The sequence below is a fragment of the Paenibacillus violae genome (assembly GCF_032461945.1).
GTDB classification, from domain to species: Bacteria; Bacillota; Bacilli; order Paenibacillales; family NBRC-103111; genus Paenibacillus_E; species Paenibacillus_E violae.
In genome coordinates, this window is the sequence record NZ_JAWCUD010000001.1 from 884,087 (window position 1) to 910,996 (window position 26,910).

The 26,910-nt window shown below is 44.5% G+C and carries 26 protein-coding genes; 25 read left to right on the plus strand and 1 reads right to left on the minus strand.

Going from position 1 to position 26,910, the window contains the following annotated elements; all coding sequences use genetic code 11:
* Positions 1-3 precede the first annotated feature (3 nt).
* The 4 genes from RQP52_RS03825 to pilO all read left to right on the plus strand — a co-directional run bounded on the left by RQP52_RS03825 (position 4) and on the right by pilO (position 3,509).
* Entirely contained in the window at positions 4-462 is a 459-nt protein-coding gene (locus RQP52_RS03825) for a type II secretion system protein (protein ID WP_315949582.1), read from the plus strand.
* 76 nt (positions 463-538) lie between these two features.
* Positions 539-1,297, plus strand: coding sequence for a prepilin peptidase (locus RQP52_RS03830; protein WP_315949583.1), 759 nt, complete (start codon positions 539-541; stop codon positions 1,295-1,297).
* 15 nt (positions 1,298-1,312) lie between these two features.
* On the plus strand, positions 1,313-2,920 hold the full coding sequence (pilM, locus tag RQP52_RS03835) for a pilus assembly protein PilM (RefSeq protein ID WP_315949584.1): 1,608 nt from the start codon (positions 1,313-1,315) through the stop codon (positions 2,918-2,920).
* Complete coding sequence (gene pilO / locus RQP52_RS03840; protein ID WP_315949585.1) at positions 2,904-3,509, plus strand: type 4a pilus biogenesis protein PilO; 606 nt, start codon at positions 2,904-2,906, stop codon at positions 3,507-3,509. Before pilM ends, pilO begins: the two co-directional genes overlap by 17 nt.
* An 86-nt stretch (positions 3,510-3,595) precedes the next feature.
* Here pilO and RQP52_RS03845 read toward each other — a convergent pair whose 3' ends face one another.
* Positions 3,596-4,198 carry a nitroreductase family protein gene (locus tag RQP52_RS03845; RefSeq protein ID WP_315949586.1) on the minus strand — a complete coding sequence of 201 codons (603 nt, stop codon included), beginning with the start codon at positions 4,196-4,198 and terminating at the stop codon, positions 3,596-3,598.
* A 155-nt stretch (positions 4,199-4,353) separates the two neighbouring features.
* Here RQP52_RS03845 and RQP52_RS03850 point away from each other — a divergent pair, with 155 nt between their 5' ends.
* The 21 genes from RQP52_RS03850 (at position 4,354) to RQP52_RS03950 (ending at position 26,899) form a co-directional block, all read left to right on the plus strand.
* On the plus strand, positions 4,354-4,569 hold the full coding sequence (locus tag RQP52_RS03850; protein ID WP_315949587.1) for a hypothetical protein: 216 nt from the start codon (positions 4,354-4,356) through the stop codon (positions 4,567-4,569).
* Between the two features lie 59 nt (positions 4,570-4,628).
* Positions 4,629-6,917, plus strand: coding sequence for a DEAD/DEAH box helicase (locus tag RQP52_RS03855; protein WP_315949588.1), 2,289 nt, complete (start codon positions 4,629-4,631; stop codon positions 6,915-6,917).
* Positions 6,914-8,320 carry a ribonuclease H-like domain-containing protein gene (locus tag RQP52_RS03860; RefSeq protein WP_315949589.1) on the plus strand — a complete coding sequence of 469 codons (1,407 nt, stop codon included), beginning with the start codon at positions 6,914-6,916 and terminating at the stop codon, positions 8,318-8,320. Before RQP52_RS03855 ends, RQP52_RS03860 begins: the two co-directional genes overlap by 4 nt.
* Positions 8,321-8,392: 72 nt before the next feature.
* Entirely contained in the window at positions 8,393-9,202 is an 810-nt protein-coding gene (locus tag RQP52_RS03865; RefSeq protein ID WP_315949590.1) for an Fpg/Nei family DNA glycosylase, read from the plus strand.
* Between the two features lie 15 nt (positions 9,203-9,217).
* Positions 9,218-10,054, plus strand: a complete 837-nt coding sequence (locus tag RQP52_RS03870) for a deoxyribonuclease IV (RefSeq protein ID WP_315949591.1) — start codon at positions 9,218-9,220, stop codon at positions 10,052-10,054.
* 36 nt (positions 10,055-10,090) lie between these two features.
* Positions 10,091-10,444, plus strand: a complete 354-nt coding sequence (locus RQP52_RS03875; RefSeq protein ID WP_315949592.1) for a cyclic-phosphate processing receiver domain-containing protein — start codon at positions 10,091-10,093, stop codon at positions 10,442-10,444.
* Positions 10,445-10,466: 22 nt separating this feature from the next.
* Positions 10,467-11,234, plus strand: coding sequence for an ABC transporter ATP-binding protein (locus RQP52_RS03880; RefSeq protein WP_315949593.1), 768 nt, complete (start codon positions 10,467-10,469; stop codon positions 11,232-11,234).
* Between the two features lie 29 nt (positions 11,235-11,263).
* Positions 11,264-12,301 carry an SAM-dependent methyltransferase gene (locus tag RQP52_RS03885; RefSeq protein ID WP_315949594.1) on the plus strand — a complete coding sequence of 346 codons (1,038 nt, stop codon included), beginning with the start codon at positions 11,264-11,266 and terminating at the stop codon, positions 12,299-12,301.
* Between the two features lie 136 nt (positions 12,302-12,437).
* Positions 12,438-14,036 (plus strand): serine/threonine-protein kinase, encoded by a 1,599-nt coding sequence (locus RQP52_RS03890; RefSeq protein WP_315949595.1) that lies wholly within the window; start codon positions 12,438-12,440, stop codon positions 14,034-14,036.
* A gap of 87 nt (positions 14,037-14,123) precedes the next feature.
* The gene (locus RQP52_RS03895; protein WP_315949596.1) at positions 14,124-14,636 is read left to right on the plus strand and encodes an acyl-CoA thioesterase; all 513 of its coding nucleotides are present in this window, start codon (positions 14,124-14,126) and stop codon (positions 14,634-14,636) included.
* Positions 14,637-14,895: 259 nt separating this feature from the next.
* Positions 14,896-16,014: a nucleotide-binding protein gene (locus RQP52_RS03900; RefSeq protein WP_315949597.1), complete on the plus strand. Its 1,119-nt coding sequence runs from the start codon at positions 14,896-14,898 to the stop codon at positions 16,012-16,014.
* Between the two features lie 17 nt (positions 16,015-16,031).
* Positions 16,032-17,273, plus strand: coding sequence for a CpaF family protein (locus RQP52_RS03905; protein WP_315950380.1), 1,242 nt, complete (start codon positions 16,032-16,034; stop codon positions 17,271-17,273).
* Complete coding sequence (locus RQP52_RS03910; protein ID WP_315949598.1) at positions 17,270-18,160, plus strand: type II secretion system F family protein; 891 nt, start codon at positions 17,270-17,272, stop codon at positions 18,158-18,160. Before RQP52_RS03905 ends, RQP52_RS03910 begins: the two co-directional genes overlap by 4 nt.
* A gap of 31 nt (positions 18,161-18,191) precedes the next feature.
* Positions 18,192-19,028 carry a type II secretion system F family protein gene (locus RQP52_RS03915; RefSeq protein ID WP_315949599.1) on the plus strand — a complete coding sequence of 279 codons (837 nt, stop codon included), beginning with the start codon at positions 18,192-18,194 and terminating at the stop codon, positions 19,026-19,028.
* Between the two features lie 15 nt (positions 19,029-19,043).
* Positions 19,044-19,271 (plus strand): Flp1 family type IVb pilin, encoded by a 228-nt coding sequence (locus RQP52_RS03920; protein WP_315949600.1) that lies wholly within the window; start codon positions 19,044-19,046, stop codon positions 19,269-19,271.
* Positions 19,237-20,274 (plus strand): TadE/TadG family type IV pilus assembly protein, encoded by a 1,038-nt coding sequence (locus RQP52_RS03925; protein ID WP_315949601.1) that lies wholly within the window; start codon positions 19,237-19,239, stop codon positions 20,272-20,274. The genes RQP52_RS03920 and RQP52_RS03925 overlap by 35 nt, the downstream gene beginning before the upstream one ends.
* Before the next feature lie 14 nt (positions 20,275-20,288).
* Complete coding sequence (locus RQP52_RS03930; RefSeq protein WP_315949602.1) at positions 20,289-22,577, plus strand: TadE/TadG family type IV pilus assembly protein; 2,289 nt, start codon at positions 20,289-20,291, stop codon at positions 22,575-22,577.
* A gap of 17 nt (positions 22,578-22,594) precedes the next feature.
* Positions 22,595-23,260 carry a TadE/TadG family type IV pilus assembly protein gene (locus RQP52_RS03935; protein ID WP_315949603.1) on the plus strand — a complete coding sequence of 222 codons (666 nt, stop codon included), beginning with the start codon at positions 22,595-22,597 and terminating at the stop codon, positions 23,258-23,260.
* A gap of 44 nt (positions 23,261-23,304) precedes the next feature.
* Positions 23,305-23,793: an A24 family peptidase gene (locus RQP52_RS03940; RefSeq protein ID WP_315949604.1), complete on the plus strand. Its 489-nt coding sequence runs from the start codon at positions 23,305-23,307 to the stop codon at positions 23,791-23,793.
* 14 nt (positions 23,794-23,807) lie between these two features.
* A complete protein-coding gene (locus RQP52_RS03945) occupies positions 23,808-25,241 on the plus strand; it encodes a DUF6382 domain-containing protein (protein ID WP_315949605.1) in 1,434 nt (477 codons plus the stop codon).
* A gap of 95 nt (positions 25,242-25,336) precedes the next feature.
* Positions 25,337-26,899 carry an ABC-F family ATP-binding cassette domain-containing protein gene (locus RQP52_RS03950; RefSeq protein WP_315949606.1) on the plus strand — a complete coding sequence of 521 codons (1,563 nt, stop codon included), beginning with the start codon at positions 25,337-25,339 and terminating at the stop codon, positions 26,897-26,899.
* Positions 26,900-26,910 lie beyond the last annotated feature (11 nt).

The following is a 26,910-nucleotide window of genomic DNA, read 5'->3' on the forward strand; positions in this document are numbered from 1 at the left end:
ATTATGTTATTCAAAATGATGAAGCGTCTTAAAAAAGAAGAAAAAGGATTTACGTTGATTGAGTTGCTGGCTGTAATTGTTATCTTGGCAGTTATTGCGGCTATTGCTGTTCCTTATATTTTGGGTGTGATTAATAAGTCTAAAGATGATGCTGACGTAGCTACAGCACGTCAACTATATGATGCTGCTAAGCTTTATGTAACTGCTGAAAAAAATGGTAATTTTAATAACGTGACTGTGACACTTACACAATTAAAAGATGGCAAATATATCGATAATGATATTATGTTACCAAGTGCTAAAGTTCAGTTAAGCAACGCATCAATTGTTTTTGCAGCTGATGATACTGGCAAACTTACCTCAGTCACTATAGAAACCACAGCTGTGTCTAAGACATATTCTGGTGATAATGTTCTAAAAAGTAGCGCGGTCGGAGCTGTAGTTTCACCTAAATCCACATAATAATCTCCCACCACCCAAAAAGGAATCGGTCCATTCCGATTCCTTTTTTTAAAATCAAAGAAAGCGACCCATCCCAATGACACTCCTCATCGCAAGCTATATTTTCATACTCGGTCTTGTACTCGGATCTTTCTTCAACGTAGTTGCGCTGCGAGTGCCTGCCAAACAGTCGGTCATCAACCCGCCATCGGCCTGTCCGAAATGCGGGACAAAGCTGAAAGCAAAAGATCTAATCCCTGTAATCAGCTACATTTTTACCAGAGGACAGTGCAGATATTGTGGAACAAAGGTTTCCATACTATATCCCTTAGGGGAACTCGCAACAGGATTGCTGTTTTTATGGGTGTATGTGCATTTTGGAATCACGGTAGAGTCTTTAATCGCCTTAACACTTGTTAGTCTTTTAGTAATTATCACGGTTTCCGATCTATCTTATATGCTTATTCCTAATAAAATATTGATAGTATTTTTTCCGATTTTCATAGTTTTAAGATTCATTTTTCCCGGAGATCAGGCTTGGTGGAGTTATGTATTAGGCGCTGTGATCGGGGGCGGTATTATTGTGTTAATTGCAATTCTTTCGCGCGGCGGTATGGGCATGGGGGATGCCAAACTCCTTATAGTCTGTGGTGCAGTCCTAGGCTTATCTCATATTATGGTCGCATTTGTTTTGGCATGTATGATTGGCAGTCTGATAGGTGGGTTGCTGCTTCTGCTAAAAATCACCAAGAGAAAACAACCGATACCATTTGGCCCGTCATTGGCGTTGGGCATTTTGATTTCATACGGTTATGGATCGGATATGATAAAAGCTTACCTAACATTACTCGGATAGCAGGGTGTGATTAATATGTACGGTTTAGGTACTAAGCGAATCGGGATTACGGTGGATCAAACGGGAGTCCGGTATGTCACTATTAAAAAGAAAAAGTCGTGGGAAGTTGGAACTAGCGGCTTTCTTCCCATCCCTCCAGGGATTATTGTCGAAGATCAAATTGTCAATTCGGAATCCCTGAGCCTTCAGGTTAAACAATGGGTAAAAGCGGAAAAGCTGAGGGGGGCTTCTGCGACCATTGCCATTCCGACATCGCAAATTATCATTCGTAAAATGCGAATTCCAAGTATTAAGCCGCAAGAGCTGCGTCAGCTTGTAGAGCTTGAAGTGGAAACTGCGTTACGTCTGCCTTTTGAGGACCCTGTCTACGATTACATTAAGGTAAGCCAAGATGATGAGAGCACGCTGGTTCTAGTGTTTGCAGCACCAAAAAAGCTGATTATGAGCTATGTAAAAGTGTTTGAGGATGCCGGAGTACACGTGAAAGCGGCGGAGATTTCTGCTACTGCCTTAGTCAGGGCGATATCGTCGCAGCAGGAGGAGTTTTTTGAGGAATCCATGTTGGTTTCCTTAGATCGTGGCACGCTGGAAGTATACATGCTGCAAAATGGCAATCCGATTTTTATGAGAACGATTAGTCTTGTTGAACATGATATAGCTGTTGATGATGAACTAACATCCGATCAGATCGGAGAAATTATTGCTGAAATATCCAGGATGCTGAGCTTTTATCAATACAGTATTCAAGAGGGGAAAAGCCGAATTTCTCATATTATCGTAACGGGTGCGAATGAAGGCAGAGTTCAGCTGCATTTGGAGCTTGAGCAGGCTCTTTCCGAGCTGAAGGTCGAGAAGGTCGATTTCGATTTATATGCGAATGAACGGTCAAAAGATTTTAGCGCTAATGCGTATCGTGTTGCCATCGGGGTCGCCTTATTTTCCAAGCAAAAAACGCAAATTAACTTGCTTCCGCATCGGAAAACAGAGACAAAAATCAAGTTTCTATTAGCCGTTTTGGGTATGTTGGTGTGGGTTGCTTGTGCGGCATTGATAGGTACAAATTATTTGGATAATCAGAAAACATCGGCCCAAAACGCGTCAAGACTAACTGCTCTCAATGCTCAAAAATCGGCTGCGGAGGCAAAATTAACATCAAAACCTGCAACTCAGGGGGACCCAGCGGCGTTTATTACAATGACGAGGGCGAACCGCAAAGACGTTGTCGCAATGATCGGGGATATCAAGAAACCGTTGCCGGTAGATGCTCAGATCAGCACCATTTCCTATTCTTCGGAATCGCAAATGTCTTTAACTGTCGTTTTCGTGAAGATGGAGGATTCGGCCCGCTTTTTATTTGATCTGCGCAAGCTGTCTTTTGGCGAAAATGCCATACTTCAATCAATTACCGAGACGACAATTGGTACTACGAATGCAGCGGTGAGTGCTGAGACACCAACTGATCCAACGAACCCTGTTGCGAATAACCCGGTTATCAATACGGCTAAGCAATATACAGTTAATTACTCAATAGCGTTCAAAAAAGCCACAGCTGCAAAAGAGGCGGGTACTAAGGGAGCTGGGGAAGCGAAAGGAGAGGAGGCTACGAATGTCCAACAAAAATAATGCGAAGTCTCTTTTTCTATTCCTCGCGGTTCTGTTGTTTTTAGGTCTTTTTGCTTTCTATTATTTCATACAACTGCCTTCTACCAATAAAATCAAAGCGCAAGAAGACGAAATTGTGCTCGTAGAAAAACAAATACAGATTCTAACGAAGAAGTTAAGTGAGAAGAAAGAAGATGTCGGTCCGTCTCTAAAAGACATTCAAGCCGCTCTTCCTTTGTGGGACAATACGGAGCAGTTGACACTTGATTTAAATCAGATTAAAACGAGTTCAAAAGTTAATTTCAACTCTATTTCCTATGCGGTGAGTGACAAAAGCACGCAAACGCAGCAGACGGATGCGAACAGTAAAAACCCGTATCCGAATGTCAGGGAAGTCAGAGTGACAACTTCTGTTGGCGGGACATTTAATGAAATTACGGATGCCATTACACAGCTGCAAGCTTTACCGCGATTAATTCGTGTGGACACGGTAAACTTCGGAAATTTGCCTAAGGATCTATCGCGAAAATTGACTTTAAATCTTACGTTCACGGCTTATTTTGACCCATCCTACAAATTTAGAGTCGATAAAGTCGAACTTCCTTATTAGTTTACTCCATATTTCCAAGTTAAACGGACTCTAGTTCTCTTAAGGGGACCGCCAGGGGCACTTCCCTGGCGGTTATTTTTTCTGGTTTATCGTGTTTGGCCAAAGGTCCCTTCAAATAGCAATTCGCTTACGGGACGACGAGTAGAAGGAGCTTCACGCTCTTGAAAGCGTTCAGGCAAAGCTTCAACAGGACCGCGATAGCCAATCGCAATAACGGCATGCGTTTGATAATCCTCAGGAATTTGAAGCGTTTCACGTGCTTGATTATGATCAAAGCCACCCATTGCATGTGTGATTAATCCTTGATTGTTAGCTTCTAGCGCAAGGTATCCCCATGCTGCGCCTGCATCGAAAGCGTGACTCGGGGAAGTATTCCCGTTAGAGGATTTAGTATAGGAAATGACTAGAGCAAGAACAGGTGCTTTTTCACACCATTCCCGGTTGGCTGGGGCAATAAAGCTGTGAAACTTGGCTAACTGCTCTTCCGTACGGGCAACGATGAACCGCCAAGGTTGTATATTACTGCCGGACGGTGCCCAGCGTGCCGCTTCAAACAAGCTAAGGAGTACATCTTCAGTAACCTCTTGCTTTGTGAATGAGCGAGGTGACCAACGGGTCAGGAATTGCGGATTGATCTCGTGATCCGGTTGGCGATTGGATTCGACTTCGACGGGTAAAGATGTTGTCATGATGAATTCCTCCTTATTTATATACTCTTCCTAATTTTACCTGATTTCTTCGTACAATACGAGTTTTTGAAAATAACCGTGCTCAGTATGTGTTTACCCTATTATGGCAATGCTAGAGGTTGTGAAATAAAGTACCGAGAGAGGTGCGAGGAACCGTGAATTTTACTAGTCATGATGTTGTGATCATTGAAAGAGCTTTGAGAACTGCGATGAAACATGATTTGGAAGAGCACCGTTCTAGAGATTATCGGGAAGTTTTGTTAAAAATGCAAGAAAGTGCAATCCAAGCTTTTCAAGTTAACGCCCCCGTTGCGAGAGCTGATCACGAAGGGATTCGGTATGATTACGATGATTCATCCGATCTCATGTAGACATACGAACGTATATTCTGTAAAATGGAAGAAACGATATTGGTAAGGAGATTCGACGTATGAATCCTTTAACAGGCAAGGTTTCTTCTATGAACGAAATGATCGATTGGCTGCGTAAGCAACAAGACATCATGTCGCAAGTTACATACTGGCACACCATACCCCCGCGTGATCCGAAGCTGGCTGATTTTCCAGTGGGATTGCACGAGGGTATTCGGGCTGCGCTTCAACATAAACATATTAAGCAGTTATACACGCATCAAGCGGAGTCTTTCCGTCAGGTGACGGCCGGTCATCATGTGGTCACCGTGACGCCGACAGCTTCGGGTAAAACGCTCTGTTACAATCTTCCGGTTTTGCAGAAAATTTTGGAGAACGATGCCTCTCGTGCGCTCTATCTATTCCCTACGAAGGCTTTGGCACAGGATCAGGTTGCCGAACTTCAAGAAATGGTAGATTTCATGGAAGTAGACATCAAAACGCATACCTATGACGGCGATACGCCGCCGACGGTTAGACAAGCGATTCGGAATGCGGGACATATTGTCGTGACGAATCCGGACATGCTGCATTCGGCGATACTTCCTCACCATACCAAGTGGGTGAAGCTATTTGAGAATTTGAACTATATTGTGATAGATGAGGTGCATTCCTATCGCGGTGTTTTTGGCAGTCATGTAGCTAATGTGATTCGCAGGTTGAAGCGTATTTGCCGATTCTATGGATCAAAGCCGCAATTTATTTGTGCGTCAGCGACGATTGATAACCCGAAGGAGCATGCGGAGCGACTTATTGGAGAAAGCGTAGCGCTGATCGACAATAACGGAGCGCCGGCAGGCGAGAAGCACTTTGTTTTTTACAATCCGCCAGTGGTGAACCAGCAGCTGGGGATTCGTAGAAGCTCCGTCTTGGAGACGCGCAAGCTGGCAGGTACGCTGCTGCGAAGCGGCATTCAGACGATTGTTTTTGCAAGAAGCCGCGTGCGCGTTGAGATTTTGCTGACCTATCTGCAGGAGCTCGTGACCCACGAGCTGGGCAGCAAATCGATCCGCGGTTACCGCGGCGGGTATCTCCCGAAGCTTCGCAGGGAGATCGAGAAAGGCTTACGCAGCGGTGAAATCCGCGGCGTCGTGAGCACGAACGCGCTGGAGCTGGGCATTGATATCGGCCAGCTGCAAGCGTGCGTGCTTAATGGCTATCCAGGCACGATAGCCAGCACTTGGCAGCAGTCCGGGCGTGCCGGACGGCGGCAGGAGACCTCGCTGACGGTACTCGTCGCGAGCAGCAATCCGTTGGATCAATATTTGATCCAGAATCCGCGGTATTTCTTCGAGCGTCCGCCAGAGCAGGCGCGCATTCATCCTGATAATTTGATCATCCTCGTGGATCATGTGAAATGCGCTGCTTATGAGCTTCCTTTTGAAGCGAATGAAAAGTTTGGCGACGAGTCGCTGACTGACGTACTAGAGTATTTAACCGAGGAGCAGGTGCTTCATCAGGTGAATGACCGATGGTATTGGATGGAGCAATCTTTTCCGGCACACAACATTTCCTTGCGGTCTGCCGCGCAAGAAAATTTCATTATTATCGATATGACGAACGCGAATCGAGTGATTGGGGAATGTGATCGTTTCAGCGCGCCTACCCTTATTCATGAAGAGGCGATTTATATACATGAAGGCGTCCAATTTCAAGTGGAGAAACTGGATTATGAAGAGAAGAAAGCGTTCGTCCGTCAAGTGGATGTGGACTATTTCACGGATGCCAGCTTGGCGGTTCAGCTGAAGGTCCTGCATGTGAACCGTGAAGGGCGAAGCGGCGGATTGCTGCGTCAGCTGGGAGAGGTTACTGTGAACGCACAGCCAACGATTTTTAAGAAAATCCGTCTGAGGACACACGAGAACATAGGTTCCGGTCCTATCCGTTTACCGGAGGAAGAGCTGCATACCAGTTCGTACTGGTTCACTTTTGACGAGGAAATGGCAGCAGGCCGTTCGGTCAACGATATGCAGTATGCGCTGCTCGGTATTGCGAATGTGCTGTCTCATCTTGCACCGCTCTATTTAATGTGCGATCCGTTGGATATTCGAGTCGTCCCTCAGGTTAAAGCAGTGCACAACAAACTTCCAACAGTGTTTTTCTATGACCGTTACCCTGGAGGTGTTGGCTTGAGCGACCGACTTTACGAGGTGCACGGTCAGCTTATGGATCAAGCGCGCAGCCTTATCCAAAACTGCGGCTGTATTAGTGGCTGTCCGGCCTGCGTCGGGCCGATCGAAGAAGTGGGCTTGCTTGGGAAGAAGCTCGCACTGGAGCTGCTGGCGCAGCTGGATGGCGGTGCCCGATGAGCGGGCTCCGCGAAAGGCTCGGCCGTTTGCGGGGATCCGGGGCGGCGCAGGCCGCTCTGCCGTCCGTGCCTGCGGCTGACGACGAATGGGTGCAGCTCGGCGCCCATATCGAGACGAGCCCGGCTGGCTCGTTCGTCATGCGGCGCCGGTTGTACGGCACAGACAGCGTGCACGGCAAGTATCGGCTGCGGGAGCTGGCCGATTACGCGCAGCAGCTTGTCTGCTTTCACGACCAAGGCGCTGCCGTCCGGCATGACGCGCTGCTTTTCTTTGACACCGAGACGACAGGGCTCGGTGTAGGGGCGGGGAACGTGCCGTTCATGGTCGGCATCGGCTATTACACCGGAGAGCTGTTCACGGTGGAACAGCTTTTGATACGCAATCCAGCGGAAGAGCAAGCCATGCTTGTATATTTGCAAGAGCTGCTCGACCGCTTTACCCATATTGTTTCCTACAACGGTCGTACCTTCGATTGGCCGATCTTGAAGAATCGCTATGTGCTCAATCGGCTTACGCTCGATGATTCGAATCTTATGCAGTTAGATTTGCTATATCCTTCCAGGAGCTTATGGCGGAATACGCTACCCTCGTGCCGTCTGAGCAAAGTTGAAGAGAGCCGACTTGGTTTTGAACGTGTGGACGATGTGCCCGGTTCTATGGCGCCTACCCTTTATTTTCAGTACTTGGCAGAAAAGAATCCATCTGTCCTGCAAGGTGTGTTCGTTCATAATGAGCATGATATTGTTACATTGGCAGCATTGGCCATTCATTTTTCCAAGCTGCTAAGCGGAGAAATAGAACCGGCAGTATCTTCTACGAACGCTGAGCCTGAGGCCGGGGTGGTGGAGAATAATGCACACTACGCTGATATCGAATTAGAAGAGCTGTTTCGTACGGGTCTTTGGCTGGATAAGATGAATCATTCGGAACGTGCAGAGACGTTTTTTCAAGATTTATTTTCGAGGCTAATGAATGACCCGAAACCTGCAAATTCAACAGAACATGAATCGGCGATTCTCCAGCTAGCAGCTTTTTATAAGAAGAAAGGTCAGTATTCCCGTGCCGTTGATCTCTGGAAACGCTGGATTCAAATCAAGAATGCAAGCCTAGCGATGCAACTTGAGCCTTATTTGGAACTAGCCATGTATTATGAGCATCGGGAGCGAAATTTGGCGCAGGCCATTTTTTATGCAGAAGAGGCATGGGCCAAACTATGGCGCAGGCGCTCCCTGCACCGTGGCGATCGGAAGCAGCATGAGGTAGAGGAAGCTTTAGAGAAGCGAATCAACCGTTTGAAAAATAAAGTGAGAAAAACCGAGAACATGGTGCCTTGCGAAGGTTCTCACTCAAAAACCAAAACGCGTAAGGTGAAGCCGATCTACGCGAGCGAGGGATTAATCTAAGTCTTGCCTGCAGCCGTTTACTTTCCCTATCAAATGGATATACAAGGTAGAAAAAGGCAAGGAGAATTTGTCATGCCCGAGCTACCGGAGATGGAGACATATCGTCAGCAGTTGACGAGACTTATCCAGAACTCGCCAATTACAGGGGCTGAAGTCACGCGTCCCAAATCTTTAAATGTGGATCCGGATCGCTTTATCCAGAAGCTAACCGGCAATCGAATTGTACGAATTGAGCGCAGAGCAAAGCATTTGCTATTTCTTTTAGGCTCCGGTGAAGTATTATTGCTGCATTTAATGCTCGGGGGCTGGATGTTCTATGGGGCGGAAGAGGCGAAACCGGATCGAACTTCGCAGGTAGTGATCCATTTTGGCGCGCAGCACTTATACTTCATTGGATTGCGATTAGGCTATCTACACATGCATACGATACCTGAGGTTGAGAAGGTATTAAGTAAATTAGGACCCGAACCTTTGGAGCCTAGTTTTACCTTTACCCGATTTCAAAGTCTGCTCAAAGGGAAAAATGGCAATCTGAAAGTGACGCTAGTTGATCAATCATTTTTATCAGGAATCGGGAACTGCTACTCGGATGAGATCTGCTTTATTGCAGGTATTTTGCCGCTGCGTAAGCTGTCATCCCTAACAACCGAGGAGCAAAATCGTTTATTTCAAGCGATTCGTACAGTTCTTCTTGAAGCCATTCAATACGGCGGCTATATCGATGAACCTTTATTTGTTGGGGATCGACTGACAGGCAAATTTGATGCGAAATGCCGTGTATATGACCGTGAAGGCGAGCCCTGCTTACGTTGTGGTCATCCACTGTTGAAGACAGAAATTTCTAGTCGCAAATGCTTTTATTGTGCGAACTGTCAATCGTGAAGGGGCTGAGGGGTCATGTATGTGGGTGCTCATGTGAGTACAAGGGGTGGATATAGCGGAGCAGCCAAAACGGCGCTAGCGATGGGAGCCAAAGCTTTTCAATATTTCCCGATGAATCCGAGGAGTCTATCAACGAAAATAGTAAATGTGCGGGAAGCTGCGTTGTGTGCGGAATTTTGCCGAGAGCATGATATGCTGTCTATTGGGCATGCGCCTTACCCGTTGAATCCAGCGGCAAATGCTGCAGAGCGAGATTTAATGGTGAGCTTGATAAAGAATGGGCTCGAGATTACGGAAGCATGCGGATCTGTCGGTCTCGTGGTGCATTTTGGCAAATATGTTGGAAAAGACCCGTTACAAGGTTATAAAAATATAATACAATGTTTGAATAGCGCCACTCAAGGCTATGAGGGGGCGTCTTTCATTTTGCTTGAGAATCAAGCTGGTGAAGGCTCACAGCTTGGTCTTACATTGGAAGAGATGGCTCAGGTGCGGAAACTGTGCCAGCGCCCGGAGAAAATTGGCTTTTGTTTGGATACGTGCCATGCTTTTGCCAGCGGTTTATGGACGAGCCATGGATGGGGTGAGCTGGAGGCTAGAGGAGAAATGCTTGATTATTTCCCCCATTTGAAAGCTGTTCATCTGAATGATTCCCTTCATCCTTATGGCTCGCGCAGAGATCGTCACGCGAATATTGGAACGGGATATATCGGTCTTGATAATTTTGGACAGATGCTGTCTTCAGCCTTTTTAAGACATATTCCGGTTGTTCTCGAAACGGGAAAAGGGAGCAATGGTACTCATTCCGAGGAAATTGCTCTCGTCAAAACTTTATTCAGTAACGCTGACTGACGATCCGCAGGAACAGGAAGGGAAGGAAATCCAGCCATGATTCATGTATACTTAGATGATCTGCGTCCTTGTCCCCAAGGATTTACGCTAGCTAGAAATATACAGGAGTGTTTGCTGCTACTCGAAGAATGTGACATCGATATTTTATCGCTGGATCATGATATGGGCTGGTCTACCGAGCAGACAGGCATGGATGTTGTGATTTGGCTCGTCCAGAAGCGGAAATTCCCGCGACAAATTTATATTCATACCTCCAGCCAGGCAGCCTGTACGGCCATGTATCAGAAGCTGTATACGGCCAAACCTGATGGAACGAACATCTATCCTCATCGTGTTCCGGACGATTTGCTGTTGCAAATTGCACAGGGAAAATACAAGTATGAAGTGTAATAAGAAAGGGATGTAGCCTGATATGGTTCATTTATCGCATATTCATTTTATTCGAGGCGAACGACATATTTTAAATGATGTGAATGTACATATTCAACCAGGTGAACACTGGGTATTGTTAGGTCGTAACGGATCGGGCAAAACAACGTTGCTCGAGATGATGAACGGTTACGAATTCCCAAGTCGGGGAACCGTAGACGTGTTGGGAAACCGTTATGGCCAATGTGATGTGAGAGAAGTTCGTAAGAGAATTGGTTATATTTCACAGTCGCTAATGGAAAAACTAAATCTAAGCGATCCTGTTATTGAGGTTGTCGCTACCGGCGAGTATGCCTATCTCAGATTTTATCAAGAGATCCCGCAGGAAGTTTTGGATCGTGCAATGGTTATGCTGGAGCGGGTACGAATTCCTCATTTGGCTCATCAAACATTAGGCAGTTTGTCGCAGGGTGAACGGAAGAAAGTGATGCTTGCCAGGTCCTTGATGATGAAACCTTCTCTTCTGGTTTTGGATGAACCTGCTGCTGGCCTGGATTTATACGAGAGAGAACGCTTTTTAAGAGATGTCAATGAACTTAGCAAGCAGGACATTACTGTCGTCTATGTGACGCATCATATTGAAGAAATTATTCCGTTAATTACGCATGTTGCCATCATCGAACAAGGGGAATTAATTGCTGCTGGACCTAAGAAAGAGGTGCTGACGCCTGAAAATATCCGCAAAGCTTTTGACGTGGATATTGAATTGGAATGGTTTCAGGATCGACCGTGGATTAAGGTTTTGGATTAAAGAAGTTAAAGAAGATAAAGGATGCGGCTATGACACAAATTACGACATACATTGGTTCTTCGAATCACGGGTTTGCACAGTACGCGCAGGATGAAATCCGTAAATTATTTCCGCTCACCAAGTTCACTTTACTTGTGCCAACTGAAGTTTTTTTATTCGAAGTGCCGTCAGGTACGGAAGATGCAGTAACACAAATGAAAGAGCAAGAACCGATTTTTCTTAGACATATTCAGCCTGTTTTTCAGCAATGGGAGATTACAAGAACTGAAGCGGATCTTGAACATCTCAAAGGATGGTTAAAAAATGCACATGCAGAAGGGCTTGTTCACTCCGGTGAAAAAATAGCCATCCAAGTGCGTAAAGAAGACCGCGCTGATGTTCCCTATGCCCCATTTACAATCAAGGCTGCATTAGATGAAATACTTGTTTCGGAAGTTCATGCTGAACCGGTAGTTCGCTATGCTGACCAAATTATATCTATCTACATCAATGCGAAAAAACTGTTTGTGGGAATATCTAAGCCAGCCGATAATTTGTCTGATTGGTCAGGCGGTGCCATTCGGTTTATGAAGGAAGAGGACCAAATATCACGCGCCAAGTTCAAGCTTTTGGAAGCGGAGCAGCGATTTGGAATTGATTTTAGCATCGCTAGAACGGCACTTGATATCGGAGCCGCTCCAGGTGGTTGGACTTCGTTGTTATTAGAGCGCGGCTTGAAGGTTACGGCCATAGACCCTGCAGCAATGAGTCCAAGGCTGCTTGGCAACCCTAATCTCAAGATTTACAAGAAAAATGCAAGCGATGTGAAGCTTCGGGATCAAGAGTTTGACTTGCTTGTTTGTGACATGAGTTGGGATCCCCGCCAAATGGGACGTTTGGTCGCAGATTTGCTGTATTCCCTGCAAAGTGGCGGCACAGCGATTATTACAGTCAAGCTGATGCATAAGAAACCGTTCCAAACGGTTCGCGATATTTTACGAATTCTAGAGCCTTCTCTTTTCCTGCTTAAAGCGAAACAGCTGTTTCACAATCGGGAGGAATTGACGCTTTATTTGCAAAAGATGTAGTATTTTTGGAAAATAATGTAGATTTTTATCTTGGGCCCTTTTATAATCAATGTAATTATTACTTGATGAAGGGGGCTTTTTTATCGTAAGCCAGAAGAAGAATTGGATTGGAACTTGTATCGGTGGAAGATACCATATGGTATCTTTGTTAGGGCAAGGAGGGATGAGTCAAGTTTACTTAGTAGAAGATCAAAAGCTAAAAGGAAAGTTGTGGGCTGTTAAGGAAGTCCTTCCATCTGAACAAGACGGGGCATCCTTTCTGGAAGAAGCGGAAATGCTCGCAAGACTTCATCATCCCCAACTGCCGCAGTTGGTTGATTATTTTACAAACGAAGATGGGACAGGCTTTTTGGTTATGGATTATATTCAAGGACCAACGCTTCAAGATTTATTTGAAGAAAAAGGGCGAGAACTGCATACGACCAAAGTCGTTCATATCGCGTTTCAGTTATGTGAAATTCTGCATTATTTGCATACATTCCAGCCTCGCCCGATTATATACCGGGATCTCAAGCCCTCCAATATTATGTTGAATGAGCAATCGCAAGTTAGGCTAATTGATTTTGGCGTTGCGAGACATTTCACACAAGGCAAACAGACGGATACGATGCAAATGGGGACGATCGGTTTTGCTGCTCCTGAGCAATTTATGGGCTTACAAACCGATGCGCGTTCTGATTTATATTCACTTGGTGCCATGCTTTACTACTTATTTACGGGTGGTCAGTATGCCTATCTCACTCATAAGTCTTTGGATCAATTACATCCTGAACTCCCGGAAACACTTACTTCAACCATACGTTTACTTCTGCAAGAGCATCCTCAGCACCGCTGCCAATCCGCCATGGAAGTGAAGATGAGACTTCGTTCCATTTACCCCGATCCCGCGCACACGACGAATTATCAAAAACATTCCAATCCATTGCTGCCACAGGATAAATTAATTATAGTCGGAGGTCTTTTTGCCGGCGTAGGATCGACATTTCTGGCAGTTACACTAGCTAGAATCTTTAACGCCCTCCAGTTCCCGAACGCGCTTGTTGAACAACCGACCATCGAACCTGACTTGTACATGCTTTTATATGGTGATTTGAGAGCCCCTAAGAATTACAAATTTGCAGCTCATTCAATGAGAGAGCAAGATCAAAGTTTAATTTCTTCTACTCCTTGGGATAAAGGATACTCAACATGGTTCCCCATTCATCCTGACGGATTTCATGAAGAGTGGCAGCCTGCAGATTCATTTAAGCTTCTACATACAATCAAAAAGCCAATTGTTCTATGGGACATATCGACTCAATGGGAGCATCCTTCCGTTCAGGAACTCTGCCATAGTGCAGATGAGATTATCGTAGTTCTTGATCCTTCCCCGGGCAAATGCAATCGGCCTAGCTCGCGTGCTAATTTCGAGCGGTTTCATTCCTATCAGCAGCGTGGGAAAAAAGTGCACTATGTTGCTAATGGAAATATGCAAAATCACTTTCGTAATGAATGGGTGACATCGCTTCCAGCCTCTCCGTTGTGCACATTGCCTGAGCTCCCTAGAGGGGAAGTCATGCGCGCAGTTTGGAAAGGAGAGTACCTCCAGGATCGGCCCGAAGTGTTAGAACAATTAATGACGTCATTGTCACCACTTCTGAAGGAGATCCTACCAGAGAGTCGTTTAGATGTTAACGCAGGCAAGAAAACGGAAAATTCCTTATTTTCAAAATTAAAAAAGATCAGCAATCGTTAAGTTATAGCCAATTTTGACCAAACGGATGAGAAATATGCTATGATATTGCATGATTAAACAAGCTTGAATGCAAAGGGGCAGTTAGTTATGGAAAAACGATTTGCTAGAGAATCCAGATGCTTCAAAACATCACGCATTTTTCCCACAGATGTGAATAATCACAACACGCTGTTTGGCGGAAAGCTGATGTCCTACATTGATGATATTGCTTCGATTGCTGCACATAAACATTGTCGGAGATCCGTTGTCACTGCATCAACCGATTCAGTTGACTTTTTGTATCCGATCCACACTTCGGATTCTGTCTGCTTGGAATCATTTGTGACTTGGACAGGGAAAAGCTCAATGGAGGTTTTTGTGAAAGTCGTTACGGAGGATTTGAAAACCGGAGAAAGAAAAATTGCTGCGACTTCCTTCCTGACTTTTGTTGCCTTAGATGACAATAAGGTGCCGGTTGAGGTACCTCATGTGATTCCGGAAACGGAGGAAGAGACGAAACTGCATGAATCGGCACCGCAGCGGGCAGAGATGAGACGTATCCGCAGAGGTGAAAGTAAAAGGCTTGCTGGATTTTTCACGATGAAATATCCTTGGGAATAAAGGGATTGATTTTTCGGTAAAATGTGGTACAATTTGGATAAATTGTTGGACGAGCGGAAGCACCGCTGGTTTTGGAGATCATCTCTGAAATCGGCGCGTGCTTTTTTTGTTTTTCCTTCAATGATAAGGAGGATGTTGCTTTGAAAGCTGCTACTGCGATTCGCCTGGCGATCGTACTTGGGGTGATTGGTCTTGTATTAATAGGGAGTGGCGTATACAGCCAATTCTCTTGATTTTAAAGCGATAGGAGGGGGTTTGGATGAAAAGGTTTCAACTCTATGTATTGGATGATGACGAGGAATATGCGCAGCGACTGGCCTCCTATATACGTGCCTCCGAGTTCGGGGAACGCATGCAGGTGAAGCTTTTTTCGAAAGCAGAATTGATCTTAGAGGTTCTTGAGGCCAAGCAGGCTGTAGGCGTGTTGTTGCTGTCGGAGACCTATTATCGTCTTCTATTGGATCGGAGAACTAACCTTCACAAGATGATTTTAAGCGAAACGATAACGAACTCACTAGATGCAGAGACGAAGGTTCCATTTTTGTACCGGTTTCAATCTTTGCACCATTTGCTTACACGACTTCAGGCTTTCTATGCCGAAAAGCTGAACGAGGAGAGAAGCAGTCACGGGACTAATAAAACCACCGTCATCTCTGTTTATAGCTCAAGTGGAAATAGTGGTAAGACCATGACGGCTATTCATCTAGCCAAACAGCTTTCCTTTCGTGGCGAGCGAGTCTTTTATCTAAGCCTGGAATCTGTCAGTTCAGCTTCACTTTGGCTGATGGGTGAAACAGGGCGATTTTCTCAATTAATATACTACTTGAAAAGTTCGCCTGAATTACTCGGGCCTAAGCTGCAATTACTGAAATCAGTTGACCCGCAGCTGCGGTTTGATTATTTGTCGCCTAATGATCAGATTAGGGAAATGCAAGAAATAAGCGGAGAACAGATTCGAGTTCTCATCGACGCACTTATATCTTTGAATGAATATGAGTATATCATCATAGATCTGGAAGCTTCCGTTCATCCACGAATTGTAAAAGGATTAGAGGTCAGTGATCATATCATTTGGTTGGTTCGGGATGATTTGAATGATGTTTATAAAACGAAGGTGCTATATAAGCAACTGGGTGCGATGCACAATGTTCATTTTGTAATGAATAAGTATATTGGCATGCAGACGAATGATTTTTCTGAGCTTGGCCGTGAGATTGCTTTTAACCTTCCTTATATTCCGGAGTGGAAAAGTATAAGATCTCCAGAGCAGATGTGGGCATCCAGTTTATTCTCGGAACAGGCCTATGAGATGGCTGCAGCTCTTTGTATCAGCTATAAAACTTCTGTATCAAGAGCTGAAGGGGCTGTAGCTTCTTGAAACAAAGTCAATTTGTGATGTTGAAGCAGCAGATCAAGGAAAAGCTTGATCTTTCAAGCACGATCAGTGATGCCAAGTTGAGGGAGCTTATTGAAGAAGCAATTTTCCTAACATCATCGGAGGAAAAATGGACGTCGAACGAAATACACGCTTCCGTTAAACGTATGTTTGATTCATTTCGCGGATTGGACATCTTACAACCGCTTATCGATGACCCCTCTGTTACTGAAATTATGGTTAATGGGCATGAGCATATATTTTTTGAGCGGAGAGGAGCAGTTGAGCGATACGCATACTCTTTAGAAAGTGCAGAGAAGCTTGAGGATCTTATCCAGATGATTGTGTCAAAAGTGAATAGGATCGTTAATCAATCAACACCGATTGTCGATGCCCGGCTGCAAGATGGTTCAAGGGTTAATATTGTGCTTCCGCCAGCCTCATTGAGTGGGCCAACGTTGACAATTCGAAAATTCCCTGAAAAGCCGCTGCTTATGGAGGATCTGATCCAGATGGGGAGTATATCTGCGGAGGCAGCGGAAGTTCTTCAGGTGCTGGTTGAGTCTGGATATAACATTTTTATCGGAGGTGGTACAGGTTCTGGGAAAACAACTTTTCTTAATGCGTTAAGCAGCTGGATACCCGCTCATGAACGTATTATTACGATTGAAGATTCGGCCGAGCTTCAAATACAGACCGTACCCAACTTGGTAAGAATGGAAACCAGAAACGCCAATACGGAGGGAAGAGGTGAAATTACCATACGGGATCTAATTCGCGCTTCGCTTCGGATGAGGCCGAATCGCATTATTGTTGGGGAGGTTCGTGGTGCTGAAGCACTAGATATGTTATCGGCAATGAACACTGGTCATGACGGTAGCTTAAGTACTGGCCATGGTAACACCTCAGTGGATATGTTGAGCAGACTTGAAACCATGGTGCTAAGTGGTGCTTCCCTGCCGATTGAGGTTATCCGTAAGCAGATTGCTTCGGCACTCGATGTGATGATTCATATCAGCCGAATTCGTGATCGAACGCGGAAGGTGACTGAAATTCATGAAGTTATTGGATTGAAGGATGGTGAAGTTCAGCTCCACCCGTTGTTTTTATTCGAGGAAAGAGGGGAAGTGACAGACGCTAAGGTAACCGGAGAGCTTGTGTATACAGGCAACCCACTACGAAGCATGCACAAAATACGTATGGCTGGCAAAAGGCTGCCAACTTGGTTTTCACACAGAAAGGAAGAGTGTGGAACTGAATGAAAATTATATTACTTATTGTCCTGTCGGGAACAATCAGTTGGATGCTCCTGTTATTCTTGGAGAGACGCCGGCAAAGCAGCGGTCCTGCTGAGAAGAAGGCTAATACTGGAGATGTCCACCATCCCCAACGCCATTCCGTCCTCACATTAGTAGATTACAATTGCTATCAATTGACTCCTCGTGAAAAATTGAGCGCCATCCTAATGCTCGCTTTACCTGCTTTTGTTGTTGGTTATATTTTCTATAAAAGCTTCGTTCTTGCTGCAGCTTTTTCAGCAGTCGGACTGATGTTTCCCCGCATTCGCAAACAGCAATTAATTCAGTTACGCAAAAATAAACTTTTTGTTCAATTCAAACAAGCGCTAAGCTGTTTATCCTCTTCCATGGCGGTCGGGAAGTCCATTGAAAGTGCTTTTCAAGAGGCATTAGAGGACTTAAGGTTGCTTTATCCTGACCCTGATTGTCTAATTGTTGTTGAATTCAGTGTCATTTGCCGAAAGGTTGAGAACGGCGAGCCCATAGAGGCAGCGCTGAAGCATTTGGCAGATCGCAGTCATTTAGAAGATATCATCAGTTTCACGGACGTCTTCCTTACCTGTAAGCGTACAGGCGGAAATTTGGTGGAGGTGATGAAGCGTACAGCAACAGTCATTGGTGAAAAACTTGAAATTACTCAGGATATCAACGTCATGATTGCACAGAAGCGATTTGAGTCTAGAGTGCTATTGTTTGCTCCGATTGTCATTGTTGCCGTGCTTTCCTTTTCATCACCGGAGTATATGCAGCCTCTTTATTCAGGGAGCGGGACCCTCATCATGAGTGCGAGCCTGCTCTTGCTAGGCGGATGTTATGTGCTCACTCAAAAAATTATGAATATTAAGGTGTAGCATGTGGATCAATTATTTGCTCATATTCGAAATGTTGGCAATTCTCATCTTGCTGTTGTGTGGGCGCAAAAGATATGCAGATATCATTACCGCTTACCCCTATCCCTTTTGGATCAAATTACTATTTCCTTGTAGTTATTTAATCGTTGATCAGCTGCGTTTGATGGAAAAATTGCCGGATTTCACCTCCAAAATCCACCATCATTTAATTAAATTATATGGCAGAAGTTTATCTGCCTATGGGAGTAAGTGGTTTTTTGCAGAGATAATCTCGATGAGTTTGCTATCTGTAGTGATTGTCACTCTTTTCTCGGCGCTCGCAGGGGGAGATGCATCACTCTTGGTCTTTGGTTTCATTGTAGCGATTGTCATTCCAATACTCATGGTACGCGATTTGGAAGTGAAAATCAGGAAGAAACAGCTTTTAATGATCATGGAATTGCCTGAAGTATTAAGCACTATTGTGCTGCTAGTTAATGCTGGAGAAACCGTCAATCGCGCATGGATTCGCTGTGTCGAGGTTAGGCCTCATAAAGCGCAATCGCCGCTTTACATTGAACTTTCGCAAGCTGTTCATGAACTGGAGATGAACGTCTCATTTTCAAAAGTGATGGAAGACTTTAGCAAACGCTGTGCGCTGCATGAGGTATCTTTGTTTACTTCAGCCATCCTGCTCAACTATAAACGAGGAGGAAGTGACTTCGTTACGGCACTTCATTCGCTATCCCTGGAACTTTGGCAGCGCAGAAAATCAGTTGCCCGAACGCTAGGAGAGGAAGCCTCCTCTAAGCTTGTTTTTCCCATGGTACTTATTTTTGTTGTGGTGATGGTGATTGTGGCCATGCCGGCATTACTAATGATGAAATAATGGAGGTAAGAAATGATGAGAAACATGAGGGAAGGGTTGAAATCATTTTGGAAAGAGGAAGATGGACTCGGTACTTTAGAGATTTTATTGATTGTAGCTGTGCTTGTTGCCATAGCAATTATCTTTAGAAAATGGATAGTCTCGTGGTTCCAAAAGCTGATTGGGGATGCCAATTCTGACCTCAAAGACAATAGTAAGGTGGCTCCCTGTGCGCCAAGTCCAACTACTAGCTGTGCGCCATAGCCGTCATAGCCGTGGACAACGCTTTAGAGATGGTGAGCAGGGAAGCTTTACATTAGAAGCGTCCCTAGTGTTACCACTCATCTTATTTGGCACAATTACTGTCCTTTTCGTTAGTCTATACGCCTATCAAAAAGTGTCTCTTCAGCAAATCGCTAGAACAGCAGCTGAACGGTTAGCTTTTACTTGGGACAACAGTCACAAAGATTTGGTGACAGGCAACTTTAACCCCTCGGAGACGGATGGGCTCTACTTTCGACTTACACAAAACCACGTATCCGATTTATTTGGAAGACTGGTGTCGAACGATTCATCCGAGATTGCACTTCCATCGGGAGCTGCTGGCAATCTCGTCGAGAGAAAGCTGGCTAAATCGTCTGAATTGCTGCCTCAAGGTGTTACGGGATCAGCCAAGTTTTCTAATTTTATTCTAGACCAACAAGTCGAGGTGAAACTTCAAAAAGCTTTTCATATATCACCAGTTATGAGCAAATGGTTTAGGGCTAATCAAACAGGCGGCACTGCTGTCTCGCACGTTGTTGAGCCAGTTGAGCTTATTCGATTAACGGATATTACACGGACATATTTTAAAACGATCAAGGACCGGATTTCTCCACAAAAAGCAAGAGAAGCACTTGCAGAACCTACACAAAGTGACCTGTCAGGTCCGAGTATCACGATTAAATCGGAACGGCAGGCCGCGGCGTATTTGCGATCTTTGGTTAGTGGCACTGAGGTGGTTTTGACGACAGAGTCTGGTAAAAGCAGAACAGTCGACGCATTGGATGCTCGCGGAATTGGTCATCAAGCCTTTTATAGTTTGACAGAGGCTCAGCTTCGAATGGAGCAGCTTCCTAAGGATCTCGAACTTATCCATCAAGGCGCTCAAGTGAAAGGTGTCGTGTGGCATTTCTTCAAAAAAGATGCAGGAGGCAAAGGTATGCCCTCCAATGCTTTTCGAAAAGAGCTTGAGCGGAAAGGGATCGTCGTTGTTATTCATAATTAGAATGGGGGAAGTTTTTGAAGAGATTCGTTCGATCAGAAAGAGGGGCTGTTTCCGTCTATCTGATTCTAATCATTGTGCCGGTCTTTTTATTTCAAGCGGTACTCATTGATTTTGCCAGAATTAAATTGGCGGAAAAAGAGACCGAATCAGCGGTCAAGGCTGCTGCGCGCTCAGTGATGTCATCTTTTGATACAGAGCTTCAAGCAATGGGCTTATATGGGCTGGGCATCTCACAAGAGAAGGCGGAGGAAGTTTTTCGAACGGTTTTTGCTAATAACTTGTCAAGTCAAGTATCGTCAGGTGCTTTTCATTATGTGGGCACTAAAGCGATTGATCATGGAGAACGTGTTACACCTGTTTATGCGTTAGCCAGCCATGAAATTTTTGAGCGTCAATTGTTGGAGGATATGAAAATCAAGGCACCAATTGAATTCACACTGGAGATAACGGATAAATTTCGCAAAACAGGAACGAAAGCTCCCTTTCAGTTTGGAAGCCAATTCTCTAAGGAGGCCGCGGAGCTAGAAAAGCTTATAGATCAAAGAGAAAAACAGCTGGATGAAGCTTGGCAGAGTAGTGAAGAGCTTTATCACAAAACGAGCTTATACCATAGCAAATACCAATCACGTATCACAGAATTGGACGGTTTAGCATCCCAAATTGGCATACATACCGCAGATGAAGTGCGAAATGAAATCGTTCAGGTAGAAAATCAGCTGCAATCTGTTCAGGCATCGATTAGAGACTTGGATATGTCCATTGCCGCGATCAGTCGCGCAGGTTCGGGCGGTGTGGCAGGCATTCGGGCAATATTGGAATCCCGTCAGGCATTGGGGACTCAAGCTCAGCTACTATCTCAAAAACTAAATGATCTTCAAAATTTGCTTCAATTAATTATTAAATATGTGGCCCTCCTTGCTGCTACTAAGCTCGAAGTTCAGGCAAATGCCAAAGAAATTGGGTTACTGCAGCAGGAGATCGAGCCGGCCCTGCGAACGGCCAAACAACAAAATGATGATATTCGCACGAAGCTTAATGGGATTACTTCAAGACCAAATACAGGGAATGCGGGGACTAGTGCGAACGAGGTTTTTCAAAGTGTTCCTGTGATGGGAGATGAATACTTCTATAAGTACCAGACAGCTATTGCAAGCATTACAGCATTATTTACAGCTTTTCATGAGGTAGTTGACTCTGTACAACTTTATACTGCTGAAAATACAAACAAAGCAAATCAAGCCAATGTTGCTTACTGGAAGGAATCGCAGGAATTTTATAACAAGCAAAGCGTATTAGAGAGAACGAGAATGGAACAAAACAGTGCTATCTCAGCTAATAAACAGCAGCAAAAAAGTAAGATTCAAATGATATTGGATCAAGCGAAGCAATCGATCGGTGGATGCAGCTTAGTGAATGCTCAGAGTAGTGATGATGAACGTTATGATCGTCTTCAAGGTACTGGTTCACAATCTTCTTCATCCACCAAAGGTTTCTACCAGAAATATCGGGAAGCTAATGCACAGGAAGCCTCTATCGGCAGCGAAATTGCTTACGATTTAGAGAAATCTGAGCCGGTTAGCCTCAAAGCAATGGATATGCTTGCAGCCTTCAACAATGCGGCGGAGGTTATGCGTAACGAGCTATATGTGAATGAATATGCGCTTACTAAATTCAACTACCGGACGATTGCTTTGGAAAAAGATCAAACAGGCAATCCCAAAACCTCAAGTGAGCGAGCAGATCCGAGAACACACGCGTTAGCAAACCAAGAGGTAGAATATGTACTATATGGATTCTCCTCCTGTTCAGCGAATATTTCATCGGCTTATGCGGAAATGTTCTCTTTCCGTCTGGCAATTCGAACCGTTGAGGCTCTGCTTGATCCTAAAAAGGAACTGCTTAATCTTGGCTCACCGCTGCTGGTACTTCTGGCTGCAGCAGCAGAAGGGGCTGTTTTGGCTTTCCAAGACATGACAAAGCTGGTGAATGGAGAAGCCGTAGAGTTATCCGCAAAAATAGCAGCCCCAGCCTTAAGCTTGACTTATAAGGATTATTTACGGGTCTTTATGCTCATACATAGCAATAACACGAAGCAAATGGCTAGAATGCAGGCGCTTATAGAGCTTGAAACCGGAAGGGATTTAATGCAAGCTACGACATATTTACAAGGTAACGCCTCAAGTGATATTAAGCTGTGGTTTATTCCTCAGATCATGAAACTCCTGGATGGGAGCGGGTTATTAGGCTGCAAAGTAACAGGGAATCGATGCCAATTTTCTAGCTCAGCTGCAGTAGCGTATTGAATGTTGGGAGGGGCATTATGCTGCATAAGTTTTACAGTGAACAAAAGGGAGGCATCGTATTGGAAGCTGCTTTAATACTACCTTTTTTCCTTGCCTTTGTTGTTGGCCTTGTCATTTGTATTCAAATTGCATGCCTGGAGATGGCGCTGCAAGCCGGTGTGTCTGAAGCTACGAAAACTATAGCTGGTCAGTTATACCCAGTAAGACTTCTCGTGCAAGAAGCTAAAGTGAAATTTGAGCAGAGTGGACCAGCTGAAATCATAAATTCAGCCATCGGCCATGTTCAATCTGCACGAGAACAAGTGTCAAACACGGAAAGTTTAGCAGATGAGTATGCCGCATATATCCCAGAACCGCTGCTCGAATTAGTTAAATGGGAGAAAGAGAAGCGGCTGCAAGGCGAGGAGTTAGTGACAGAAGGGAAAGATGAACTGCTCGAGCAGCAAGTTAACCCCCGCTTACATGCCGCGTTTACTCCGATTATTTACGCTTTTTGCGATGATTCAACCGTACAGAGAAATAACTTTAAAGTTGTTTCTGTGACTCTTCCAAGTTTGTATAACGATGGTGAAGCTTATTTTGGAATTGAGGCGGAGATTTCGTATCGATTACCGATCCCGTTTTTAAGCCAATCGATTATTTTGAAAAAGAGGGCATTTGAACGAGCGTGGGTAGGTGCCTAATTGCCATCTCTAATAGAGGAGGGCTTTGAATTCAATATTTACTATTGATTTTTGTTACGATTGCTTTTGTTACTGATGTACGAAAAGCGGTGATCCCCAACATATTAACCATTAGCGGAGCGGTGGTGGGAATCATGTTGAACGTGTCGATAAGCGGAATGAACGGATTAACTTTCTCGCTAATAGGGGCAGGAAGTGCACTTATGGCAATGTTCCTGCTCTATTTAATAGGTGCGCTTGGGGCTGGGGATGTGAAGCTCTTTACCGCTATAGGAGCTATGATGGGTTTCAGTTTTGTTTTCCAATTGATGCTATATTCCATACTCTGCGCCGCATTGATAGGGCTTGTTTTATTACTGATGCACAAACAAATGGCGGAAACGGGGCTGAAGCTGATGAAGTGGCTTTTTTCAATTATCGTGTTACATGATCTGAACATCGTAAAGGGAATGAAACGTGATGCTAATATCAAGTTTCCTTTTATGTATGCAGTTATGCCAGCTGTCGCAATGACCTGGTATTACTCTATTTAAGATGAGGTGGGCCTGTGACAGAGGAATTATTCGGACTGCGATATGAATTTGTATATCAACATGGCCATTGTATGCGTCTTTTTAAAGACGATGGGGAGGGTTTGACCGTTGATGCTCTTTCAACTTTGCAAATCAAGATGCTTGAGGCGAACACGATACCAAACATGCTTCCGCTTGAAATCCAGGAGATAGATCATCGAATAAGCCTGCTTTATAGCTTAACAGCTAAGAGAATGCTTGCTCAGGTTCTTAAGGTTGAGGAGCTTTCCAAGTCTCAATTCGCCAAGCTCATGTACGCAATTGTTTGTGTGATAGATGATAGTAAAAATTACATGCTGCATGAGACGGGATTTGTCCTGAAAGATAATTTCATCTTTATAGGCAGTGACTGGTCCGATGTATTTTTGACGTATGTGCCTATGGAACAAAGCACGAAGGAATGGAGTGTATGCAATGCAATAAAGGATTTAATGAGGCAGATTGCTTCAAAGTTGAACGACAAAGTAAAGCAAGATATAGACGCTTGGCTAGACACCGATGCCTTGCCATGTACGCCGCAAACTCTTCAAAATTTCAAAACGAACCTGTTAAAACTAATGGACCTGCAAACTCTGGTTCACGATGGACTGCCAAAGCCGGTTAGGAAACAAAATAGGATCATTAACCAGATCAACACAACCACAAGCAATCCGTTGAAAGAGTCACCGATAAATACGCCAATATTGGATGTGAAACAGGATATAAACAATAGTCAAACGGCCTCTTTTTATCCAATCACACAGAGAGCGCAATTCATTGTCCTAATTGGTATCATAATCGTAATGGCGTTTCTCTGGCAGCATCATGTTTCTTCTCCTACAACTAGTTCGCTGCACCTGTCAGCAGGAATAACAATTTTATTAGCAGATGTATGGTTTGTATTAAAATTTCTTGGGCTGCCGCGGTACAGAAGTGACGGTGAAAAGCAGGTGCCGTTCTTTTCCGATAAACCGGAGAAGTATTTTGAAAGTAATAAAGAGGCAATTACGGTATCTAATGTTGAACCTCAAGATATTCAAAGTCATTATCAGAACTTACATATGCATACGACATTAATTCAAAACAACGCTAGGAATGCAACCGTTTTTCTAGGAAACCTTAAGCCGGAAGGGCCAAGGCTCGAAGTTCAGATGCAAGGAATGCCGAAATCAGTGCCAATCCTCAGCGATCACTTCACGATTGGCCGGGGAGATGCGAATTTAAAAGCGGATTATGTCTTGGAAGAAGCAGGTGTTTCCCGAATCCATGCTGAAATAACAAAATGCGATAAGGGTTATGCACTGAAGGATACAGGTTCAACGAATGGAACTTCTCTCAATGGAGAACCGATTGTGACCTATCAATCTTACTTGCTAAAAGATGGCGACGAGATTCAGATTGTGTGCCAAACCTTGATATTTCGATATTGAAAATTTAACTATTTCCTGTCTACCTCTAGCAGTGGTATAATAAGAAGTCACGAGTATGTGCGATTTTTTAACAGACAGGAGTTTAGATTTTTAAAATGAGTCTTTTGACGATAGAAGATTTGAGCCACAGTTTTGGGGATCGAACGTTGTTTAAAAATGTTTCCTTCCGTCTACTGGCAGGCGAGCGCGTTGGCATAGTTGGAGCAAATGGTGTGGGGAAATCCACATTAATGAATATATTGACCGGAAAATTATTGAAAGATACAGGGAAAGTAGAATGGACGCCTCGAATTAAGTATGGGTATTTGGATCAGCATTCGGTATTAGCGGCTGGCAGGACGATTCGCGACATTTTACGCGATGCCTTCTTACCTCTTTTTGAAGAAGAGAGAGCTATGATGGCTATTACGGAAAAGATGGCGGATGCTTCGCCAGAAGAACTGGAAGTTCTTCTTGAGCAGATGGGCGAGATTCAGGAGCGTTTGGAAATCGGCGGTTTCTACTTGCTGGATGTCAAAATCGAAGAGATGGCGAACGGACTTGGCCTTAATGTCATTGGCTTAGACCGTGATGTGACATCGTTAAGCGGTGGGCAGCGGACCAAAGTTCTTTTGGCCAAACTCCTCTTGGAGAAACCAACTGTGCTGCTGTTAGACGAGCCTACGAACTATTTGGACGTCGAACACATTGAGTGGTTGAAAAACTATCTCAAAGATTATCCGTTTGCGTTTATGTTGATTTCACATGATACGGAATTCATGAATGAAGTCGTTAACGTGATTTATCATTTGGAATTTACGAAGCTGACTCGTTATACAGCGAACTATGAGAAATTCCTGGACATGGCGGAAATGAACAAATCGCAACATATTGATGCCTATGAGAAGCAGCAGGAGTACATTAAAAAGCAGGAAGACTTTATTGCCCGCAATAAAGCCAGGGCCTCCACCTCTACACGTGCCAAAAGCCGTCAGAAGCAGCTAGAGAAAGTGGATCGAATCGAAAAGCCGGAAACTGCGATGAAACCTACGTTTATATTTAAGGAATCTCGTACAAGTGGTAGAATTGTATTTGAGGCCGAAAATTTGGAAATTGGCTACGACCGACCGCTTTTACCGAAAATGAATGTGACGATTGAACGCGGCGAGAAAATTGCGATCGTTGGCTGTAACGGTGTGGGGAAATCTACACTGCTCAAAACGATTTTAGGCAAAATTGAACCTTTCAGCGGTAAAACGTATCAAGGCGATTACTTAAGTCCGGCTTATTTTGAGCAAGAGGTTAAAGCGCCCAATATGACTCCGATTGACGACGTTTGGAATGAGTTTTCTTCCATGAATCAGAATGAAGTCAGGGGCGCTCTTGCAAGGTGCGGTTTAAAAAATGAGCACATCACACGTGCCATGAGCATGCTCAGCGGGGGAGAACAAGCCAAAGTAAGGCTTTGCAAACTGCTGATGAGAGAAAGCAACTGGCTGTTGTTCGATGAGCCTACCAACCATTTGGACGTTGTGGCCAAAGAAGAACTTCAAAGAGCTTTGATCGCTTATAAAGGCACAGTTTTGCTTGTTTGCCACGAACCGGAATTTTATGAAGGTTGGGTAACCAGAGTTTGGAATGTGGAAGAATGGTCTGCCAAAGCAAAAGTAACCAATTAGGAGGAAATGTC